Source organism: Hymenobacter monticola, from assembly GCF_022811645.1.
In the GTDB taxonomy this organism is placed as follows: domain Bacteria; phylum Bacteroidota; class Bacteroidia; order Cytophagales; family Hymenobacteraceae; genus Hymenobacter; species Hymenobacter monticola.
The window spans coordinates 3,121,563-3,138,822 of the sequence record NZ_CP094534.1 but is presented as its reverse complement, the minus strand read 5'-3'; the positions used below and the strand labels follow the sequence as shown (position 1 = coordinate 3,138,822).

Annotated in this window: 16 protein-coding genes; 5 read left to right on the top strand and 11 right to left on the bottom strand. The window is 61.4% G+C overall.

The window, feature by feature from the left end; translation table 11 throughout:
* Nucleotides 1-2: 2 nt before the first annotated feature.
* Both MTP16_RS13135 and MTP16_RS13130 read right to left on the bottom strand, forming a co-directional pair.
* Nucleotides 3-461: a hypothetical protein gene (locus MTP16_RS13135; RefSeq protein ID WP_243509362.1), complete on the bottom strand. Its 459-nt coding sequence runs from the start codon at nucleotides 459-461 to the stop codon at nucleotides 3-5.
* A 65-nt stretch (nucleotides 462-526) separates the two neighbouring features.
* Nucleotides 527-1,075 carry an RNA polymerase sigma factor gene (locus MTP16_RS13130; RefSeq protein WP_243509359.1) on the bottom strand — a complete coding sequence of 183 codons (549 nt, stop codon included), beginning with the start codon at nucleotides 1,073-1,075 and terminating at the stop codon, nucleotides 527-529.
* A 134-nt stretch (nucleotides 1,076-1,209) separates the two neighbouring features.
* Here MTP16_RS13130 and MTP16_RS13125 point away from each other — a divergent pair, with 134 nt between their 5' ends.
* Together MTP16_RS13125 and MTP16_RS13120 are read left to right on the top strand one after the other, a co-directional pair.
* Complete coding sequence (locus MTP16_RS13125) at nucleotides 1,210-1,848, top strand: MBT domain-containing protein (protein ID WP_243509356.1); 639 nt, start codon at nucleotides 1,210-1,212, stop codon at nucleotides 1,846-1,848.
* Nucleotides 1,849-1,986: 138 nt separating this feature from the next.
* On the top strand, nucleotides 1,987-2,634 hold the full coding sequence (locus MTP16_RS13120; RefSeq protein WP_243509353.1) for a hypothetical protein: 648 nt from the start codon (nucleotides 1,987-1,989) through the stop codon (nucleotides 2,632-2,634).
* 85 nt (nucleotides 2,635-2,719) lie between these two features.
* On the opposite strand, the gene MTP16_RS13115 is transcribed toward MTP16_RS13120, so the two are convergent.
* The 7 genes from MTP16_RS13115 to MTP16_RS13085 all read right to left on the bottom strand — a co-directional run bounded on the left by MTP16_RS13115 (nucleotide 2,720) and on the right by MTP16_RS13085 (nucleotide 10,555).
* Complete coding sequence (locus MTP16_RS13115; protein ID WP_243509351.1) at nucleotides 2,720-3,676, bottom strand: transketolase family protein; 957 nt, start codon at nucleotides 3,674-3,676, stop codon at nucleotides 2,720-2,722.
* A gap of 106 nt (nucleotides 3,677-3,782) precedes the next feature.
* Nucleotides 3,783-4,145, bottom strand: a complete 363-nt coding sequence (locus tag MTP16_RS13110) for an endonuclease domain-containing protein (protein ID WP_243509348.1) — start codon at nucleotides 4,143-4,145, stop codon at nucleotides 3,783-3,785.
* Between the two features lie 102 nt (nucleotides 4,146-4,247).
* A complete protein-coding gene (locus MTP16_RS13105) occupies nucleotides 4,248-5,618 on the bottom strand; it encodes a vWA domain-containing protein (protein ID WP_243509342.1) in 1,371 nt (456 codons plus the stop codon).
* Nucleotides 5,619-5,769: 151 nt separating this feature from the next.
* Entirely contained in the window at nucleotides 5,770-6,657 is an 888-nt protein-coding gene (locus MTP16_RS13100) for a transketolase (RefSeq protein ID WP_243509336.1), read from the bottom strand.
* Nucleotides 6,658-7,019: 362 nt separating this feature from the next.
* A complete protein-coding gene (bcp, locus tag MTP16_RS13095) occupies nucleotides 7,020-7,466 on the bottom strand; it encodes a thioredoxin-dependent thiol peroxidase (RefSeq protein WP_243509331.1) in 447 nt (148 codons plus the stop codon).
* 269 nt (nucleotides 7,467-7,735) lie between these two features.
* Complete coding sequence (locus MTP16_RS13090) at nucleotides 7,736-9,739, bottom strand: M23 family metallopeptidase (RefSeq protein WP_243509326.1); 2,004 nt, start codon at nucleotides 9,737-9,739, stop codon at nucleotides 7,736-7,738.
* Nucleotides 9,740-9,940: 201 nt separating this feature from the next.
* A complete protein-coding gene (locus MTP16_RS13085) occupies nucleotides 9,941-10,555 on the bottom strand; it encodes a fumarylacetoacetate hydrolase family protein (RefSeq protein ID WP_243509323.1) in 615 nt (204 codons plus the stop codon).
* A gap of 188 nt (nucleotides 10,556-10,743) precedes the next feature.
* On the opposite strand from MTP16_RS13085, the gene MTP16_RS13080 reads away from it, so the two are divergent.
* A complete protein-coding gene (locus MTP16_RS13080; protein ID WP_243509316.1) occupies nucleotides 10,744-11,541 on the top strand; it encodes a M48 family metallopeptidase in 798 nt (265 codons plus the stop codon).
* Nucleotides 11,542-11,628: 87 nt separating this feature from the next.
* Nucleotides 11,629-12,186 carry a hypothetical protein gene (locus MTP16_RS13075; RefSeq protein ID WP_243509310.1) on the top strand — a complete coding sequence of 186 codons (558 nt, stop codon included), beginning with the start codon at nucleotides 11,629-11,631 and terminating at the stop codon, nucleotides 12,184-12,186.
* 133 nt (nucleotides 12,187-12,319) lie between these two features.
* Here MTP16_RS13075 and MTP16_RS13070 read toward each other — a convergent pair whose 3' ends face one another.
* Both MTP16_RS13070 and MTP16_RS13065 read right to left on the bottom strand, forming a co-directional pair.
* A complete protein-coding gene (locus MTP16_RS13070) occupies nucleotides 12,320-13,021 on the bottom strand; it encodes an alpha/beta fold hydrolase (protein WP_243509303.1) in 702 nt (233 codons plus the stop codon).
* A 2-nt stretch (nucleotides 13,022-13,023) separates the two neighbouring features.
* Nucleotides 13,024-14,421 carry a UDP-N-acetylmuramate--L-alanine ligase gene (locus MTP16_RS13065; RefSeq protein WP_262922608.1) on the bottom strand — a complete coding sequence of 466 codons (1,398 nt, stop codon included), beginning with the start codon at nucleotides 14,419-14,421 and terminating at the stop codon, nucleotides 13,024-13,026.
* Between the two features lie 280 nt (nucleotides 14,422-14,701).
* Between MTP16_RS13065 and dnaB the strand changes: the two genes are divergently transcribed.
* On the top strand, nucleotides 14,702-17,260 hold the full coding sequence (gene dnaB, locus MTP16_RS13060; RefSeq protein WP_243520051.1) for a replicative DNA helicase: 2,559 nt from the start codon (nucleotides 14,702-14,704) through the stop codon (nucleotides 17,258-17,260).

The window sequence follows — 17,260 nt, the reverse complement described above, 5'->3', positions numbered from 1 at the left end:
GATTACAGATAAGTCAGGTCTTCGGACGGCTGCGCGTCCAGGGCATCGGCCAGCTCTTCGTCCGACGCCTGCAGGAAGCCCTTGGTGATGTTGGGGTGAGCGGCAGTGAGCACGGCCAGGTCGGAGTTTTCGACGCGGGCGCCGCTCGTGAGCAGGTAGCCCACCAGCTCGGTGCGCGGCACGGCATCGAGCGAGGCGGTAGAAGCGGTGGCGGGCACCAGGCGCGGTGTGCCACTCAGGTAGAAGGAGGCTGCAAAGCCGCTCAGCACGGCCACCGAGGCCAGGCTGGTGCGCAGCGCGGGCGTGAGCCAGCCCAACCAGCCGGGCACGGCGGCGCGGGCTTCGGCCTGGGGCAGCCGCGCCATTATTTGGGTGGGCAGCTTATCGAAGTAGCCCGGCGGCGGCTCACTCAGCGGGCGAGGCCGCCGGGGGTGCGCGTCGAGCTTAAAGGAAGTTTTCATGGCTCTTGGATGAAGAACGGGGGGCGGCGTTTAACTCCGCGGATAAAAAATTGTCTTTCGATGGCTTAATCGTCGGTGGTGCGGGTCACGTATTCTTCCACTTTTTTCACGGCGTGGTGGTAGCTAGCTTTCAACGCGCCCACGCTGGTGCCCGTTATTTCGGCCATTTGCTCGTAGGGCATCTCGTCGTAGTAGCGCAGGTTGAAGACGAGGCGCTGCTTGTCGGGAAGGCGCAGGATGGCCTTTTGCAGCTTCAGTTCCACTTCATCGCCGGCCACAGCAGGGTCGGCTTCGATTTTGGCGGCCAGCTCGGCGCCCACGTCGGTGAGCGGCAGCAGGAACTTGCGCCGCTTGCTGCTCAAGAAGTTGAGGCACTCGTTGGTGGCGATGCGGTAAATCCAGGTGAAGAGCTGGGCGTCCTGCCGGAAATTCTCCAGGTGCTTCCACACCTTCACAAACACGTCTTGGGTGAGGTCGTCGGCGTCGTCGTGGTCCACCACCATCTTGCGCACGTGCCAGTACACCTTGCTCTGGTACTTGCGCACGAGCTGGTTGAACGCCAGGTTGCGGCTGGCGGGGTCCTGGAACTTGAGGAGGATTTCGTGGTCTTCCAAACGGGAGGGCCGGGCGTGAGGCGGAGAATGGGCGGTTGGATGCCGAGCAGCCTGACAAGTTTAACGCGGACCTCGCAGAACCTGCTTTCTGCGTTTAAATAAATACTTTTATCGATATCAAAGCAGTAAGCCGTATGAAAGCATTTATTCTGTTCCTGGCCCTGGGCATGGCGGCCGCCGCGAGCCATGCCCACCAAACCAAAGCGACGCCCCTGCAAAACCCGGCCGGCAAACGAGTGGAAGTGAACGACGGCGGCCACTGGTACAAAGCAACCATCCTGGAGCAGAAAGGCGACTTATCCAAAGTGCACTACGACGGCTACGGCAGCGCCGACGACAAATGGGTGCACCGCTCCTACATCCGGGACCTGGACAAAAGCGGCGCTGCCACCACCGTTGCTTGCGCTTTCGGGCCGCCGCCGGGCACGTTCTCAGCCGCCTCAGCGCCATCAGACGCCTTATTTAAGCGGGAAGTGTACGATTGGTACAGCCAGCTAGCCACCGGCACCTCGGGCCGTCCCAACCGCGTTGGGCTAGTTTTCACCTATTTCAGCCGCGGCACCGCTTATAAAAACACCGCCGCCAACGTGCCCGGCCGCGGCGCCACCCGGCGGCATTCCGGCGCGCCGGCCAACACCACCATCTACCCGGTGAAAATGACTTACTACGTGTGCGAGGACTACAAAGGCCAAGTAGCTCAAAAGCAGGTCAACAGCGACTTTAGCTTTTTTATCAACCAAGCCGGCGAATGGACTTGCTCTAAAGACAACTGAGCGTGGTCTTTTAGATGCGCGCCACTGGCAGAAATGGCTTTGCGAGGCTTTGAGGTCGACAATAATTAATCGTGGCAGAAACATTCCCCATATTTAATGACAACTTTCACCACGCAGCTCATTCGCGCAACCCCTTAAATGCCCAGCAAAACCTACTACCTCGACCCCGCCCGCACCGATGCCATTACCGCCAGCTGGGGCTTTTTCTACCGGAATTTCACTGTCAGCTATGCCGGTCAGGAGCTTGCCGCCACCGACCCCGACGCCAAAATTGCCAAAGGCCGCTCCTATCCTCTCCCCGATGGCCGCGTTTTTTCCGCGCGACTCATCGAGAACTCCTACCCGCAGCACTTGGAACTCCTCCTCGATGGGCGGCCCGTGCCGGGCAGCGGCACCGACCCGCACGAACAAGTCAAACAGGCCTGGTACCTGCTCCTGGTGCTGGGCGTGCTCAACATCGGGCTGGGCTTGCTGACCGAATTCGGGCAACTTGAGGTGCTGCGGCAACTGGGGTTGGGCTGGGGCTCGTTGGTTGAGGGTGTGGCGTTTGTGGCGTTGGGCTGGCTGGGCTACTACCGGGGCTCGGTGCCGGCGTTCACCACTGCCTTCGTGCTGCTGGTGCTCGATGGCATTGTGAGCATCGGCAGCGCCGTGGCCACCAATCATAGCCCAGCAATAGGCGGCTTATTTATGCGGGTCTTTTTCTGCGTCATCGTGTTTCGCGGCATGAAAGCAGCCCGGCAACTGCGCCAGGAGCGCGCCATTGCAGCGACAGAATTGTTTTAGAAGCCATTGCTGGGATAATCAACCTCTTCACGCAAAAAGCCCCCGTAGCTTCAGCAGCTACGGGGGCTTTTTTTAGTCAATAACGCTACTTCTTCCGCTTCATCACCGCTTCCACGGCTTCCACGATGGCGGCTTCGTTGAGGTGGTATTTCTCCATCAGCTGGTCGGGGGTGCCGCTTTCGCCGAAGCTGTCGTGCACGGCCACCATTTCCAGGGGCAGGGGCTCCTCGCGGGCCAGCAGCTGGGCAATGCTGTCGCCGAGGCCGCCGTTCATCTGGTGCTCCTCGGCCGTTACCACGCAGCGGGTTTTGCGCACCGAGGCGAGGATGGCTTCGTCGTCGAGCGGCTTGATGGTGTGGATGTTGATGATTTCGGCGTTGATGCCTTTCTCGGCCAGGAGCTTGCCAGCCAGCACGGCTTTCCACACAAGGTGGCCGGTGGCGAAGATGCTCACGTCGGTGCCTTCGTTCAGGGTCCAGGCTTTGCCGATTTCAAACTTCTGGTCGGGGGCTGTGAAGTTGGGCACCACGGGGCGGCCGAAGCGCAGGTACACCGGGCCTTCGTAGTCGGCAATGGCAATGGTGGCGGCTTTGGTCTGGTTGTAGTCGCAAGGGTTGATGACGGTCATGCCGGGCAGCATCTTCATCATGCCCAGGTCTTCCAGAATCTGGTGGGTGGCGCCGTCTTCGCCCAGCGTGAGGCCGGCGTGGGAGGCGCAGATTTTCACGTTCTTGCCCGAGTAGGCAATGCTCTGGCGAATCTGGTCGTAGACGCGGCCGGTGCTGAAGTTGGCGAAGGTGCCCGTGAAGGGGATTTTGCCGCCAATGGTCATGCCCGCGGCCACGCCCATCATGTTGGCCTCGGCGATGCCCACCTGGAAAAACCGGTCGGGGTTTTCCTTCTTGAAGGCGTCCATTTTGAGCGAGCCCGTGAGGTCGGCGCAGAGGGCCACTACATTGGGGTTGGTTTTGCCCAGCTCAGCCAGGCCCGCGCCGAAGCCGCTGCGGGTGTCTTTCGATTCGGTGTAGGGGAAGTCTTTCATGGTATGTAAGGAGGTTAAAGGCGGTCAAAACTCCCCTCCTTACCAAGGAGGGGACGTTGCCGCTTTAGCGGCAACTGGGGTGGTTGTGGGCGTTGAACTACTAACGTCAGCGTCCATTAAAACTACTTTCAATGGTTTGCAATACGCTCTCCAGCGCCGACCAAATCAGCTTGTTTTCAAATCGGACTACCCGAATGCCCACAGCATTCAAATACTCCGTACGTGCCGCATCATGTAAGTTGCCTGATGCGGTGAAGTGGCCCGCGCCGTCCAGTTCTACCGCAAGCTTTTCCTGCGGACAATAGAAATCGAGAATAAACTCGCCGATGCTGTGCTGGCGGCGGAATTTACGGCCGTTGAGTTGGCTGCTTTTTAGTCGGTTCCATAGCACAGCCTCGGCAGTGGTGAGGTTGTTGCGGAGGATGCGGCGTTCATCTTTCTTGTGCGAGAGGTTATTGAGGGTGGTCATGAGGTTGCTCTTTAAGATTTGTTCAACGCCTACAACCACCCCAATTTTTGCTTCGCAAAAATGTCCCCTCCTTGGTAAGGAGGGGAGTTTATTGTTCTTATTTCATTTTCCAAAAATGGCCACCGACGTTGTCTGTCCGCTCCGGATGGTGAAGTTGCGCACGTCCGTAAACTTGCTGGCGGTGCTGTTGCTGGTGCGGAACACCAGCCGGTAGGCCCCCGGCTGCATGGGCAGGTTCACCTTGCTGCTCCCGCCCTGCGGCAGGTCGTAAATCCAGGTCTGCGACTCGTCATCATTCAACTGATACAAGCTGCCGTAACCTTTCAAATCCGAGGTGATGTTGAGGGTGCCGGGCGCGGCGTAGGTGAAGGTGTATTCCTGGCCCTGCTTGATAGTGATGCGGCGCACGGTGCGGGGCAGCGTGAGGGCTTCCACTTCGTAGTTGCCGGCCAGCAGCTTCTGGCGGGTGCCGAAGGTGCCGGCCGTGACGGTGGCACCCGCCTGGCTCCGCACCACCGCCCGGATGGTGCCGTAGGGGTTGGGCGTGAGGGGCGGGTTTTGCAGCCAGAGGGTGCCCTGCGGCGTTTTGAAGGTGAAGACGTTGGCCTTGCCGGGCTTGATGGGCAGGTTGGCCTGGCGCACGGGCGGCACGGTGTTTATCACGAGGTCGTAGCTCTGCAGAGCGTCGATGTCGAGCACGTCGGGCTTGCCCTGGGCGTCGCGGTAGTGCACGTAGTTGTACTCGGGCTGCTCGGTCACGTTATTCACGAAGGTCATGTTCACGTTCGTTTCCACGGGCTTGCCGTTGGCATCGGTCAGATTGACGGAGACGGTGGTTTTGCTCAGCGTCTGGGCAATGACGTCGTCCATCACCGTGCGGAAGGTTTTCACCTCGGCGGCGTTGTAGTACTGGCCCAGGCATTCGAGCTGCTTGCCAAAGTCCCGCTCGGCCCCGATGCCGATGACGAAGGGCTTGAGGAAAACGTGCTTGCGCTGCAAAGCGATGGAAGCCGCACAGGGGTCGCGGTTGCACGATTCGAGGCCGTCGGTAATCAGCAGCAGCACGTTGCGCGAGGCCTTATCCGTTGGAAAGTCGTTGGCCGACTGCTCCAGCGAATACGTGATGGGCGTGTTGCCCTGGGCCTTGAGCGTGGTCAGCTTCTCTTTAATGGCCTTGGCGTTGCGCGGCGCAAACGGCACTTCCAGCCGTGAGTCCTCACAGTTCTTATCCGCGTTCGGAAACTGGTGGCCGTACACGCGCAGGCCCAGCTCCAGGTTGGGGTAGGCGTTGAGCGAGTCGACCATCTTGCTGAGCATGCGCTTGGCCACGGCCCAGCGCGGCTGGCCTTCCCAGGGCGCCATCATCGAGCCCGAGGCATCGAGCAAGAAGAGAATGCGGGTGACTTTGGGCTTCTCGGGCGCCGCGTTCTGAGCGTGGGCGTTTCCCCCTAAAAGCAGAAGAATAAGCAACAATACCGGCCAGACGTTGGGCCTCACCCCCCGGCCCCCTCTCCCAAAGGAGAGGGGGAGCCGAACGAAGTTCGTCAGGAACATAGCCGGTGCCCCCTCTCCCTTGGGAGAGGGGGTCAGGGGGTGAGGCCCAACGTCCGCGCGGTACCACATGCTAGTAGTCGCCGTCGGTGCCCAGTTTCAGCTGGTCGAGGGCTTCGGCCAGCTGCTTGTCGTTCGGAGCGACGCCGTGCCACTTGTGGCCGTCCATCATGAAGTCGACGCCGAAGCCCATTTTCGTGTCCATGATGTACATGATGGGGCGGGCTTTGCCGGCGGCGGCCACGCAGTTTTCGAGGGTGGGCAGCAGGGCGTCGAAGTGGTTGCCGTCGCCTTCGAAGACGTGCCAGCCGAAGGCTTCGAACTTGGCGCGCAGGTTGCCGAGGCCACCGATTTCGTCGGTCGAGCCGTCAATCTGTTGGCCGTTGCGGTCCACGATGGCAATCAGGTTGTCGATTTTGTGGTGGGCGGCGTACAGGGCGGCCTCCCAGTTCTGGCCTTCTTCCAGCTCGCCGTCGCCCATCAGCACGAATACGCGCTGCTTGTCGCCGTTCAGCTTTTTAGCCTGGGCGGCACCGCAGGCCACGCTCAGGCCCTGGCCCAGCGAGCCCGAAGCCACCCGGATGCCCGGCAGGCCCTCGTGGGTGGTGGGGTGGCCCTGCAGGCGGGAGTTCAGCTTGCGGAACGTGGCCAGCTCGCTCACCGGGAAGTAGCCGGAGCGCGCCAGGCAGGAGTACATGGTGGCCGAGGTGTGGCCGTTGGAGAGGAAAAACAGGTCCTGGTCCTTGCCGTTCATGTCGAAGGGCTCGGGGTGGTGCTTCATCACCTTGAAGTAGAGCGCCACCAGCAAATCGGTGATGCCGAGTGAGCCGCCGGGGTGGCCCGAGTTCACGGCGTGCACCATGCGGAGAATGTCGCGGCGCACCTGGGTGGCTATTTCCTTGAGCTCCTCGTTGGATTTTTCGGGTTGCTCGACGGTTTTGGCGGTGGTCGTATCGGCCATAATTTCGGATGAAGTTGGTTTCGTTGGGGGTAAAGGTAGTGAACGGGGCAATGGCCCAAAGGGCCTTTTTCCGGGCCGGCCTATTGCAAACGGTCCCGATAGCACTCTTTAAAATGCGCGTACCGCAGCCTTCGCCGGATGGTAGCGGGCACACTACGCGCGTACCACAGGCGCTTCCATGCGAAGATGCCCATGGTACGCGCGTGCCCTGGCCTCCGCCGAAGGAAAATGCTTTTGATACGCGCGTACCACGGCCATTCTCCTTCGGCGGAGGCCAGGGCACGCACGTACAACGCCTATTTCCGCCTAGCGAAGGCCGACGTACGCTCGTGTTGCAGCCAATTGCCTGAGTTCCGCAGTTTCTACAGCAGCTGCGCGGCGTGCTCTTTGGTATCCACTTTCTTAATCACCTTCTCAACCAAGCCGTTTTCGTCAATCAAAAACGTGGTGCGGACGGTGCCCATATAGGTTTTGCCGTAGTTCTTTTTCTCCTGCCACACGCCGTACGCCTGCACAATCTGCTTTTCGGTGTCAACCAGCAGCGGAAACGGCAGGTCGTATTTCAGGGCGAACTTCTTGTGAGCGGCCTCGCCATCGATGCTCACGCCAATGACTTGAATGTTGCCGGCCTTTAGCTCCTCCTGGTGGTCGCGCAGGTTGCAGGCCTGAGCGGTGCAGCCGGGCGTGTCGTCTTTGGGGTAGAAATAGAGGGCCACTTTCTGGCCGCGGAAGTCGTGCAGGCTGACGGTGTTGCCGTCCTGGTCCTGGGCGGTGAAATCGGGGGCGGGCTGGCCGGGTTCGAGGAGCATGTTGATTAGGGTATGAGGGTGGAAGGGTGGGAGTTTAGGGGTTATGGGGTTATGGGGTTATAAAGAACGATAAACTCCCCTCCTTACCAAGGAGGGGATGTTTGCGCGAAGCGCAAACGGGGGTGGTTGTGGGCATTGAACGGTGGCAGAACCAAACAGGCGCGAGTCGTTCAAACATCGTTCAACGACGTCAACCACCCCCGTTGCCGCTGACGCGGCAACTTCCCCTCCTCATCTAAGGAGGGGAGTTTCGTTCTCTCCGCTCCTACTTACAAGCTCAGCGGAATCACCCGCTCGTTGCCGGCCTGGTCGGTGAGGCGCAGCTCGGCGGGGCCGTGCAGGCGCGGGCCTAGCGTATCCGAAGCCACGGTGAAGAGCAGGGCTTTTTTGTGCTCGTAGCGCAGCAGCCGGAACTTGCCGCCGATGAGCAGGCGGTAGCTGGCCAGGCCCGACATGTCATCGCCCACCGAGAAGGACAGCTGCCCGCCGGCGCGCCCAATGAGGCTGCCGCGCGGCGCGGTGGTGTCGCGCAGAATGCGGTAGGAAGCAAACTGGCGGATGTTGGCCGTAATCTGGCCCTTGTCGTCCCACACGCCGCCCAGGTACGCCTTGCCGCCGTTGGCCGTGGCCGAGTAGATGGCCGTGCGGCGTGGGTCGGCGGGCGGGGTGGCGGGCTTGAGGGTGAGCACGGCCGTGTGGTAGAGCGGCAGCAGCGGCGAGCCCACCGTCCAGAAGCCGCTGCCGGTGGCCTCGGGCTTGAAGCTGGTGCTCAGATAGAGGTTGCCAAACAAGGTTTCGGGGCCAAACACGAGGTTGAGGTGGTTGGTGGCGTAGCTGGTTTCCTTGCCCGCCGGAATCATCACCTGCCGGTCGAATTTCTTCGTGATAGAGCCGAAACGGATGGAATCGGGCAGGCCGGCGCGCAGGTCGTAGAGGTATACGTTCTGGCTGTTCTGCGTGTAGCTGGGCTTGATTGCGAGGCGGCGGCTGCCGCGCAGCAGCGTCAGATTGGCGGCCACGGAGTCGGCGCTGGGGTCGGCGGCCACGGCCTTGAGCAGGTTGCGCGTCACCTCGAAGCGCAGGGCCGGCTTCTTCACGGCCGCCGAGCGGGTTTTGAAGTAGGCGGGCTGCTCGCCGCGAATGACCAGATGCACGGGAGCCTGGTTGTTATAGGAGTCGGCCAGCGTAATGTCGACGTTGTACACCTTGCCGGCTTCCACGCTCAGGCGGCCTTTGGTGGGGCCGGCGGTATACATCTGCAGGTCGTTGCCCTCGTCTACCCACAGCTTCTGCAGGGTGCGGCCCTGGGTGTTCTGGTACAGGAAATCGACGAAGTTGCCCACCTGCCGGGTGCCCGTCGGGAAAGGAATCGCGTCAATATTATGCTGGTAAAACGGCTGCCCGTTCACCGTCACCGTCACCCGCTGAATACCGTTCTTGTTCCAGGCATTGTCGAACCTATCGAAGCCCTGCACCAGCAGCCCCACCGTGCCGTAGGCGCTGATGGTATCGGCCCAAGTGGTGCCCGCGCCCGGCGCCGGCTGCAGCTTGGGCACAAATACCGCTTTGGCAAACACCTTTTCTACCCGCGACTCAATCGCCAGCGGCTCCAGCGCAAACGCCTGCAAAATCGGCCCCAAATGGTCCTGAATTTCCGGAAAGCCGCCCCACTGCAGCGGGTTGTACTGCCGGTCCTGCGCGTCGCGCACCTCCCAGTGCAGGTGCGGCCCGGCCGAGCCGCCCGTGTTGCCACTTAGCGCCACCAGCTCGCCGCACTTCACTGGGTATTTGTCCTTCTCAAAAAAGGCTTCCAGCTCGTAGCTCTGCTTGTCGTACTGCCGCCGCAGCAGCTCCGCCGCAAAGGCGCCCTTGAACTCGTTCAGGTGGCCGTACACGGTAGTCGTGCCGTTCGGGTGGGTGATGTAGAGCACGTTGCCGTAGCCAAACGACGACTGTTTCAGCCGCGACACGTAGCCGTCGGCGGCCGCGTACACGGGCTGGTTTACCCCGCCGCCGGTCTTGATGTCGAGCCCGCCGTGGAAGTGGTTGGGCCGCAATTCGCCCATGCTCCCGGCTAGGAAATTGGGCTTGCCCGGCGCAATCGGGAACATAAAGTAGCCCGGCGTCACGGAGGGGCGGCCGGCGCGCAGCAGCTCGCTCACGGTGTGGCGGTCGCGGTCAACGGTGTCGGCTTCCTGCCCTCCTACTCGGCTGGCCGCGCCGGCCGCAAGGGCCAGCGCCAGACCGATTATCAACTTCGCTTTATTCTTCAACTTCGGTGTATTCAGAAAGAACGTTTATGTGGCCTGACACGGTAAAACCTCACCCCCGACCCCTCTCCACAGCAGAGGGGAGCCTGACGATTTCCATTTGGAACAAGTCCGGTGCCCCCTCTCCTTTTTCGTAGAGGGGGTCAGGGGGTGAGGTTCCATCAGCCGCGCCACATGCACGTTCTGTTGTTTCAATTATTGTCCCTATTTCACTGCTAGCTCCAGCAGCTTCTCCCCTTCCAGGTAACCGGTCAGCTGGTCGCCCAGCTTTACGGCGGCCACGCCGGCAGGGGTGCCCGTGAAAATCAGGTCGCCCATTTTCAACGAGATGTATTTCGACACGAAGCTGATGATTTTGGCAAACGGGTGCAGCATCAGGCTCGAATTGCCGGTCTGGCGGGTTTCGCCGTTCACGTCGAGGTGGAAGTTGATATTGGCCAAATCGGCAAACTCGCTCACCGGCTTGAACGTGGGCGAGATGGGCGCCGAGCCATCAAAAGCTTTGGCCAGCTCCCAGGGCAGGCCCTTTTTCTTGAGCTCGCTCTGCAGGTCTCGGGCCGTAAAGTCGATGCCCAGGCCGATGGCGTCGAAGTAGGTGTGGGCGAATTGCTCCTCGATGTGGCGGCCGTTTTTGCTCACGCGCAGCACCAGCTCCAGTTCGTGGTGGATGTCTGGCGAAAACTCGGGCAGGAAAAACGGCTGGCCGCGCTGCAGCAGCGCGGTTTCGGGCTTGAGGAAGATGACGGGCGCGCTCGGCACCTCGTTTTGCAGCTCGGCAATGTGGTCGGCGTAGTTGCGGCCGATGCAAATAATTTTCATGGAAGCAGGCTCGGGAGGCGGAGAAGGAAGCCAAAACTACGCCCCCCGGCCGGCTTGCGGCAACCCGTCGGGCAGTTTTTCGGCCGCCCAGGCGCGCCCGAAAAACATTTACCCGCCCGCCTGCCGTATAGCCGCCAACCAAGCGCGCCGCCCTGTGGCGTGGCTGTTTCTTCATTTCCCTACTAGCTATGTTCAAAAAACTCACTCTTGTGGCCAGCCTCGCTTTTATGGCTGCCTGCTCCACGGTGCCCATCACGGGCCGCCGCCAGCTCAGCCTCGTGAGCGACAACGAAATCAATTCGCTGGCTGCCCAGCAGTACCGCGAAGTCATTGCCAAAGGCCCACTGTCGAACAACTCACAGGATGTGGCTCTGGTGCGCCGCGTGGGCCAGCGCATCCAAGGCGCCGTGGAAAGTTATTTCCGCCAGCAAAACGCTTCCGACCAGCTGGTCGGCTACCAGTGGGAATTCAACGTCATCCAGGACGACAAGCAGCAAAACGCGTGGTGCATGCCCGGCGGCAAGGTGGCCGTGTACACCGGCATCCTGCCCATCACGCAGGACGAAAACGGCCTGGCCGTGGTGATGGCGCACGAAATTGCCCACGCCGTGGCCAAGCACGGCTCCGAACGCATGAGCCAGGGCCTGCTGCAGCAGGCAGGCGGTCAGGCCTTGTCGGCCGCCCTGTCTACCAACGCGCCGGCTACCCAGCAGCTGGCCCTGCAAGCCTTTGGCGTGGGGTCGCAGCTGGGCCTGCTGCGGTACGGCCGCAACCAGGAATCGGAAGCCGACCACCTGGGTTTGATTTTCATGGCTATGGCCGGCTACAACCCCGACGGCGCCATCACGTTCTGGCAGCGCATGGACGCCCGCGAAAACCAAGCCTCGCCGCCCGAGTTCCTCTCCACCCACCCCTCCAACGGCACGCGCATCGCCGACATTCAGCGCGAGCTGCCCGAGGCCCGCAAATACTACACGGCCCGCTAATTCAGTTAGTGGTGAGTGATTAGCGGTGAGTGGTTAACGCTACCATCAATCACTAATTGTTAACCACTCACCACTAATCACTAACCCATGAAATTCCTTCCCCGTCTGCTTGGTTTGGGTTTGTTGAGCTTGCTGGTGATGCTGCTGGCCATGTCGTGCGAAAGCACCAAGACAGCCACCAACGAATTCGGCAGCCCCAACCGCATCAAGGGCGAGGTGATTGCCAAGCCCGAAAGCCGGCAAATTGTGCATTTCACCGACACCACCACCGAATACAAGACGCCGCGCAGCGAGATGGCCCGGGCGTTTATTCGCCAGTTCAACGACGGCACGGTGGTCGATAAAATTCAGGTGCGCAAAGCCCCGGGCATTGAGGGGGCGCCGGTTACTTACTACCTCATTGGCATGGGCTTGCGCGGGGGCACGTTTCGGGCCATGGCCCTGCCTCTCACCAGCGGCGGCGACAACACCTATTACCTCCGCCCGGCGGCCGAGCGCTATACCCTCACCAGCGTGGGCTGCCCGGCCTGTTACTTCAACTTCGAGAACGGCCGCATCGTGGGCACCAGCTGCACCGAAAGCTACCCCGGCAGCCATTGCGACCTGAAAGTAGAACCCAACAACGAACTGTTCGCCAACAAATGAGCACCACCGGCAAATGGCTGCTCCGCGCCGCCCTCACCGCTTTGGCCGTCCTCATCACCACCGACCGGCCGCGGATTCAAGCTTCCAAAACACCAAAAAAGCCCGCTGAGTAGCGGGCTTTTTTCATTCACTTTCAAGAATGTGCCAAAGCAAAAGCCTTAATCCTTTTTGCTAAATCTGGAATGTCGACTCGTTCGATGGGGTGCGGCGTGTTGGGCAGCACCGCGTATTGCATTTGGGGCAACTGCCCGGCCAGCAGGCGGCTGGCGTCTCCCCTTTCGGGGGTCAGGTCGCCGTCGCCCATGAGCACCTGCACGGGCACTTGCAGTGCCGCAAAATCAGCCGCAGCCAGTGGTGGGTTGGCCCCGGCCGCAAGCATCATGCTGGCGGTGGCGCGCACCACAGCGGCCCAGTCGGCGGGCGCGTGGCGCTGGCGCAGCTGCTCGGCAAAGGCGGGCACTTTGGCTTGCATCTTCTCGGGGTCGAGGAAGCGGGTTTCAGCCGCCGCGCTTTCCGGCGACCAGTCCAGCTTGGTGCCCAGCGTGGTGATGCTGGCAAACAGCGCCGGCTGCTGCCGGGCCGCCAGCAGCGCCGCGTAGCCGCCCATGCTGTAGCCAAACACGTGCGCCGGGGCGGTTTCGTGGGTTTTGAGAAACGCCAGAACTTCCTCTGCAAAATGCGGCAGCGTGAACGTTTCCGGATTCACCTCACGTCCGGCGTGGCCGGCAAAGGCGAAGGTTTTGACCGTGAAATCGGCCACCAGCAGCTCTGCTAATGGCTCCAGAGTCGTGGGGCTACCCAGGGCACCATGCAGCAACAACAGCGTTGGTTTCATGCTCAACCGGTGATTTCAGCGGCCAGCGCCGTCAGGTCCAGTCCATCGAACGTGCCCGACGACATGAGCAGCAGGTTGGCATCGTGCCAGCTCTGGGCGCGCAGGAAGGCGGCCAGTTCGGCGCTGTCGGTAATCACCCGGATGTCGGGGCGCTGGAAGGCCTCGGCCACGGTGGCGGCGGCCAGCGGCGGCAGGCGCTTGTGCTCCAGCACGTGGGGGTTGAAGTACACCACGGCCACGTCGGGCGCATCAAAGCAGTGCGCGTACTGCGGCAGGAAAGCCGGGTTGAGGCTGCTGAAAGTGTGCAGCTCCAGGCAAGCCACCAGGCGGCGTTGCGGAAACTGCCGCTTCAGGGCTGTGGCGGTGGCTTTGAGCTTGCTGGGCGCGTGGGCGAAGTCCTTGTACACTACCGAAGTAGCACCTTCCTTCACCAGCTCTAGGCGCCGCGCGGCACCGGGGAACGAAGCCACCGCCTTGAAGAAATCCTTGCCTTTGATGCCCAGCTGCTTGCACACCTCCTTGGCGGCCGAGATGTTGCGCAGGTTGTGCTCGCCAAACACCTGAATGGGCACTTCCTCGTCCTTCTTGTTGATGAGGAAGGTCTTGCCGTTGCGAATGACGTGCTCGTGCGGGCCGTAGCCGATGTAGGTCACGTCGGGGTTGGTGGGCACGCTCACCAGCTGCACCTGCTCGTCGTCGCGGTCGTAGATGAGCACGCCGGCCTTGGGCGTCATGTCGGCGAAGATGCGGAACTGCTCGCGGTAGATTTCCTCGGTCGGAAACACGTTGATGTGGTCCCAGCTGATGCCCGAAATCACGCCGATGTGGTGCTGGTAGAGGTGAAACTTGGGCCGCCGGTCTACCGGCGACGACAGGTATTCGTCGCCCTCAATGATGATGATGGGCGCGTCCGTCAGCTGCACCATCAAATCGAAACCAGCCAGTTGGGCGCCCACGGCGTAGTCGAACTGCCGGCCGTGGTAGCGCAGCACGTGCAGAATGCAGGCCGTGATGCTGGTTTTGCCGTGCGAACCGCCGATGACGATGCGCTGCTTGTCGCGGCTGGCCTCGTAGATGTACTCGGGGAAGGAATACACCTTCAAGCCCAGCTCCTGGGCGCGCAGCAGCTCGGGGTTATCGGGGCGGGCGTGCATGCCCACAATCACGGCGTCGAGGTCGGGGGTGATGCTCGCGGCGTCCCAGCCTTCCTGGGCGGGCAGCAGGCCGGCGGCGGCGAGGCGGCCGCGGGCGGGCTCAAAAATTTCGTCGTCGGAGCCCGTCACGCGGGCGCCCTGGCGGTGCAAGGCCAGGGCCAGGTTGTGCATGATGCTGCCGCCCACGGCGATGAGGTGGACGCGTTGCGGCGCAGCAGATGGCGGAAGAAGCGTATCGGAAGCCAAGCGGAAGGAACAAAAAAAGCTAAGCCGCGAAAGTACGAAAGCCGGGACGCCGGGCCCCCTGCATAGCCAAAAGATTCGAATTTTCCAGCGGCACTTTTCCCCGGCTTGCGGGTTAGCTTTGTATAGAAGGCGTGCCCGACGGTTTTTACTAATCGGGCCGCCCGCTTTTCACTCGCCGCTCCAACCCCTTCCCCAACCGATGCCTGACCAAATGGACGACCGCCTGAAGCAATCCGCTGCCCGAGCCAAAGCGGCCTGGGCGGGCCGGGGCGCAACCGGCATGGTCCCCTTTAATGCCAGCGCGGCCGGCAAGCTGCCGCCCCAGGCGCCCGAGCTCGAAATGGCCGTGCTCGGGGCCCTGATGCTGGAAAAAGATGCCCTCACCTCGGTGATTGACCTGCTCAAGCCCGAGAGCTTTTACAAAGATGCCCACCAGCGCATCTACAAGGCCGTCATCCGGCTGTTTGATAAGTCCGAGCCCATCGACCAGCTCACCGTGGTGCACGAGCTGCGCGAAATGGGCGAGCTCGAAGCCGCCGGTGGCCCCTTCTACGTGGCCAACCTCACCCTCAAGGTGAACTCGGCCGCCAACGTGGAATACCACGCCCGCATCATCACCGAAACCGCCATCAAACGCGAGCTGATTCGGATTTCGAGCGAAATCCAGCGCGACGCGTTCGAGGACACCACCGACGTGTTCAAGCTGCTCGACGACACCGAATCGGCGCTGTTTGAGGTATCGGAGGCGAACATTCGCAAGAACTTCGACGACATGCGCAGCCTGATGGGCAAGGCCATCAAGGAGCTCGAAGAAAAGAAAAACCAGAGCGACGGCCTCACCGGTGTGCCCACCGGCTTCTCGGCCCTGGACCGCGTCACGAGCGGCTGGCAACCGTCTGACCTGGTGATTATTGCTGCACGTCCGGGCATGGGCAAGTGCTTGGGCAAAGGCACGAAGGTGCTGATGTTCGATGGCGACCTGCGCAACGTGGAAGACGTACTGCCCGGCGACCTGCTCATGGGCGACGACTCGACCCCGCGTCGGGTGCTGAGCATCGCCCGCGGCCGCGAAAACATGTATTGGGTGCGCCAGAACAAAGGCGACGACTACCGCGTGAATGAGAGCCACATTCTCTCGCTCAAGCGTAGCCGCAACGAGGGCCCGCACCGCCACGGCGACGTGCTCAATATCACCGTGAAGGACTATCTGGCCAAGGGGCCGAAGTTCCGCTCGAACTACAAGGGCTACAAAGTGCCTGTGGAATTTGAGGCGCAGGAGCTGCCCGTCGACCCGTATTTCCTGGGCGTGTGGCTGGGCGACGGCGCCAGCAACAACTGCCGCATTACCGGACAAGACCCCGAAATCATTGATTATCTGCACGAATATGCCGCTACGCTGGGCATGCAGGTAACGGTGGGCGTGGTCGAAAACCGCTGCAACAGCTACGGCATCACGCGCGGACGGCAGGGCGGCAACATTGCCGAATACTCCCTGCAGGATGAGCTGCGGCAACTGGGCGTGCTCGGCGACAAGCACATTCCGCGTGACTATGCCATCAACTCGACAGAGAACCGTCTGCGCCTGCTGGCGGGCCTCATCGACAGTGACGGCCACCTCGACCCGGTTTCCAACGGCTACGAAATCACCCAGAAAAACCACCGCCTGGCCCGGCAAATCAAATTTCTGGGTGACTCGCTGGGTTTCCGCACCTCGCTCACGAAGAAGCGGGCCACCATTTCCAGCATCGGCTACGAGAGTGAAGTGTGGCGCGTGCGCCTCTACGGCGATATCAACCGCGTACCGGTGCGCGTGGCCCGCAAAAAGGCCCAACCCTGGGCCTCGCCCGTCGACTGGCGGCAGACAGGCATCACAGTGGAATTCGACAAAGTCGATGATTACTACGGCTTTGAGATTGACGGCAACCGCCTGTTCCTGCTGCAGGACATGACCGTGACGCACAACACGGCCTTCGTAGTCTCGGCCATGCGCAACGCGGCCGTGGATTTCAAGAAAGCAGTGGCCATCTTTTCGCTCGAAATGTCCTCGCTGCAGCTCGTCAACCGTCTGATTTCGGCTGAGGCGGAGCTGGATTCGGAGAAAATCAAGAAAGGTAGCTTGGCCGACCACGAGTGGCAACAGCTCAACCACAAAATCACGGCCCTCTCGGCCGCCCCGATTTATATCGATGATACGCCCGGTCTGAGCATCCGCGAGTTGCGCACCAAGTGCCGCCGCCTGCGCTCGCAGAAGGACGTGCAGATGATTATCATCGACTACCTGCAGCTGATGAGTGGCAACACCGACGGCCGCGGCGGCAACCGCGAACAGGAAATCGCCAGCATCTCGCGGGCCCTCAAGGGCATTGCCAAGGAGCTGAACGTGCCCGTTTTGGCCCTCTCGCAGCTCTCGCGCTCGGTGGAAACGCGCGGTGGCGACAAAAAGCCGCAGCTGAGTGACCTTCGCGAATCGGGCTCTATCGAGCAGGACGCCGACATGGTAATCTTCCTCTACCGCCCCGAATACTACGGCCTCGACCAGGACGCCGAGGGCAACTCGACGCAGGGTGTGGGCGAAGTCATCATTGCCAAGCACCGGAACGGCTCCCTCGAAACCGTGCAGCTCAAGTTCATCGGCAAGTTCACCAAGTTTGCCGACCTCGACGGCATGGGCGGCGGCTTCGACCCGGGCAACTACCAGACCATGAGCCTGCCCGCCAGCAACTTCGACAGCGAGCCCAGTCCCTTTGCGCCCAACACCATTCGCCTGGGTTCTAAGATTAACGAGTCGCCGGTTCCGTTCCCGAAGAGCAACTTTAGCAACGAGGAGCCGCCGTTTTAA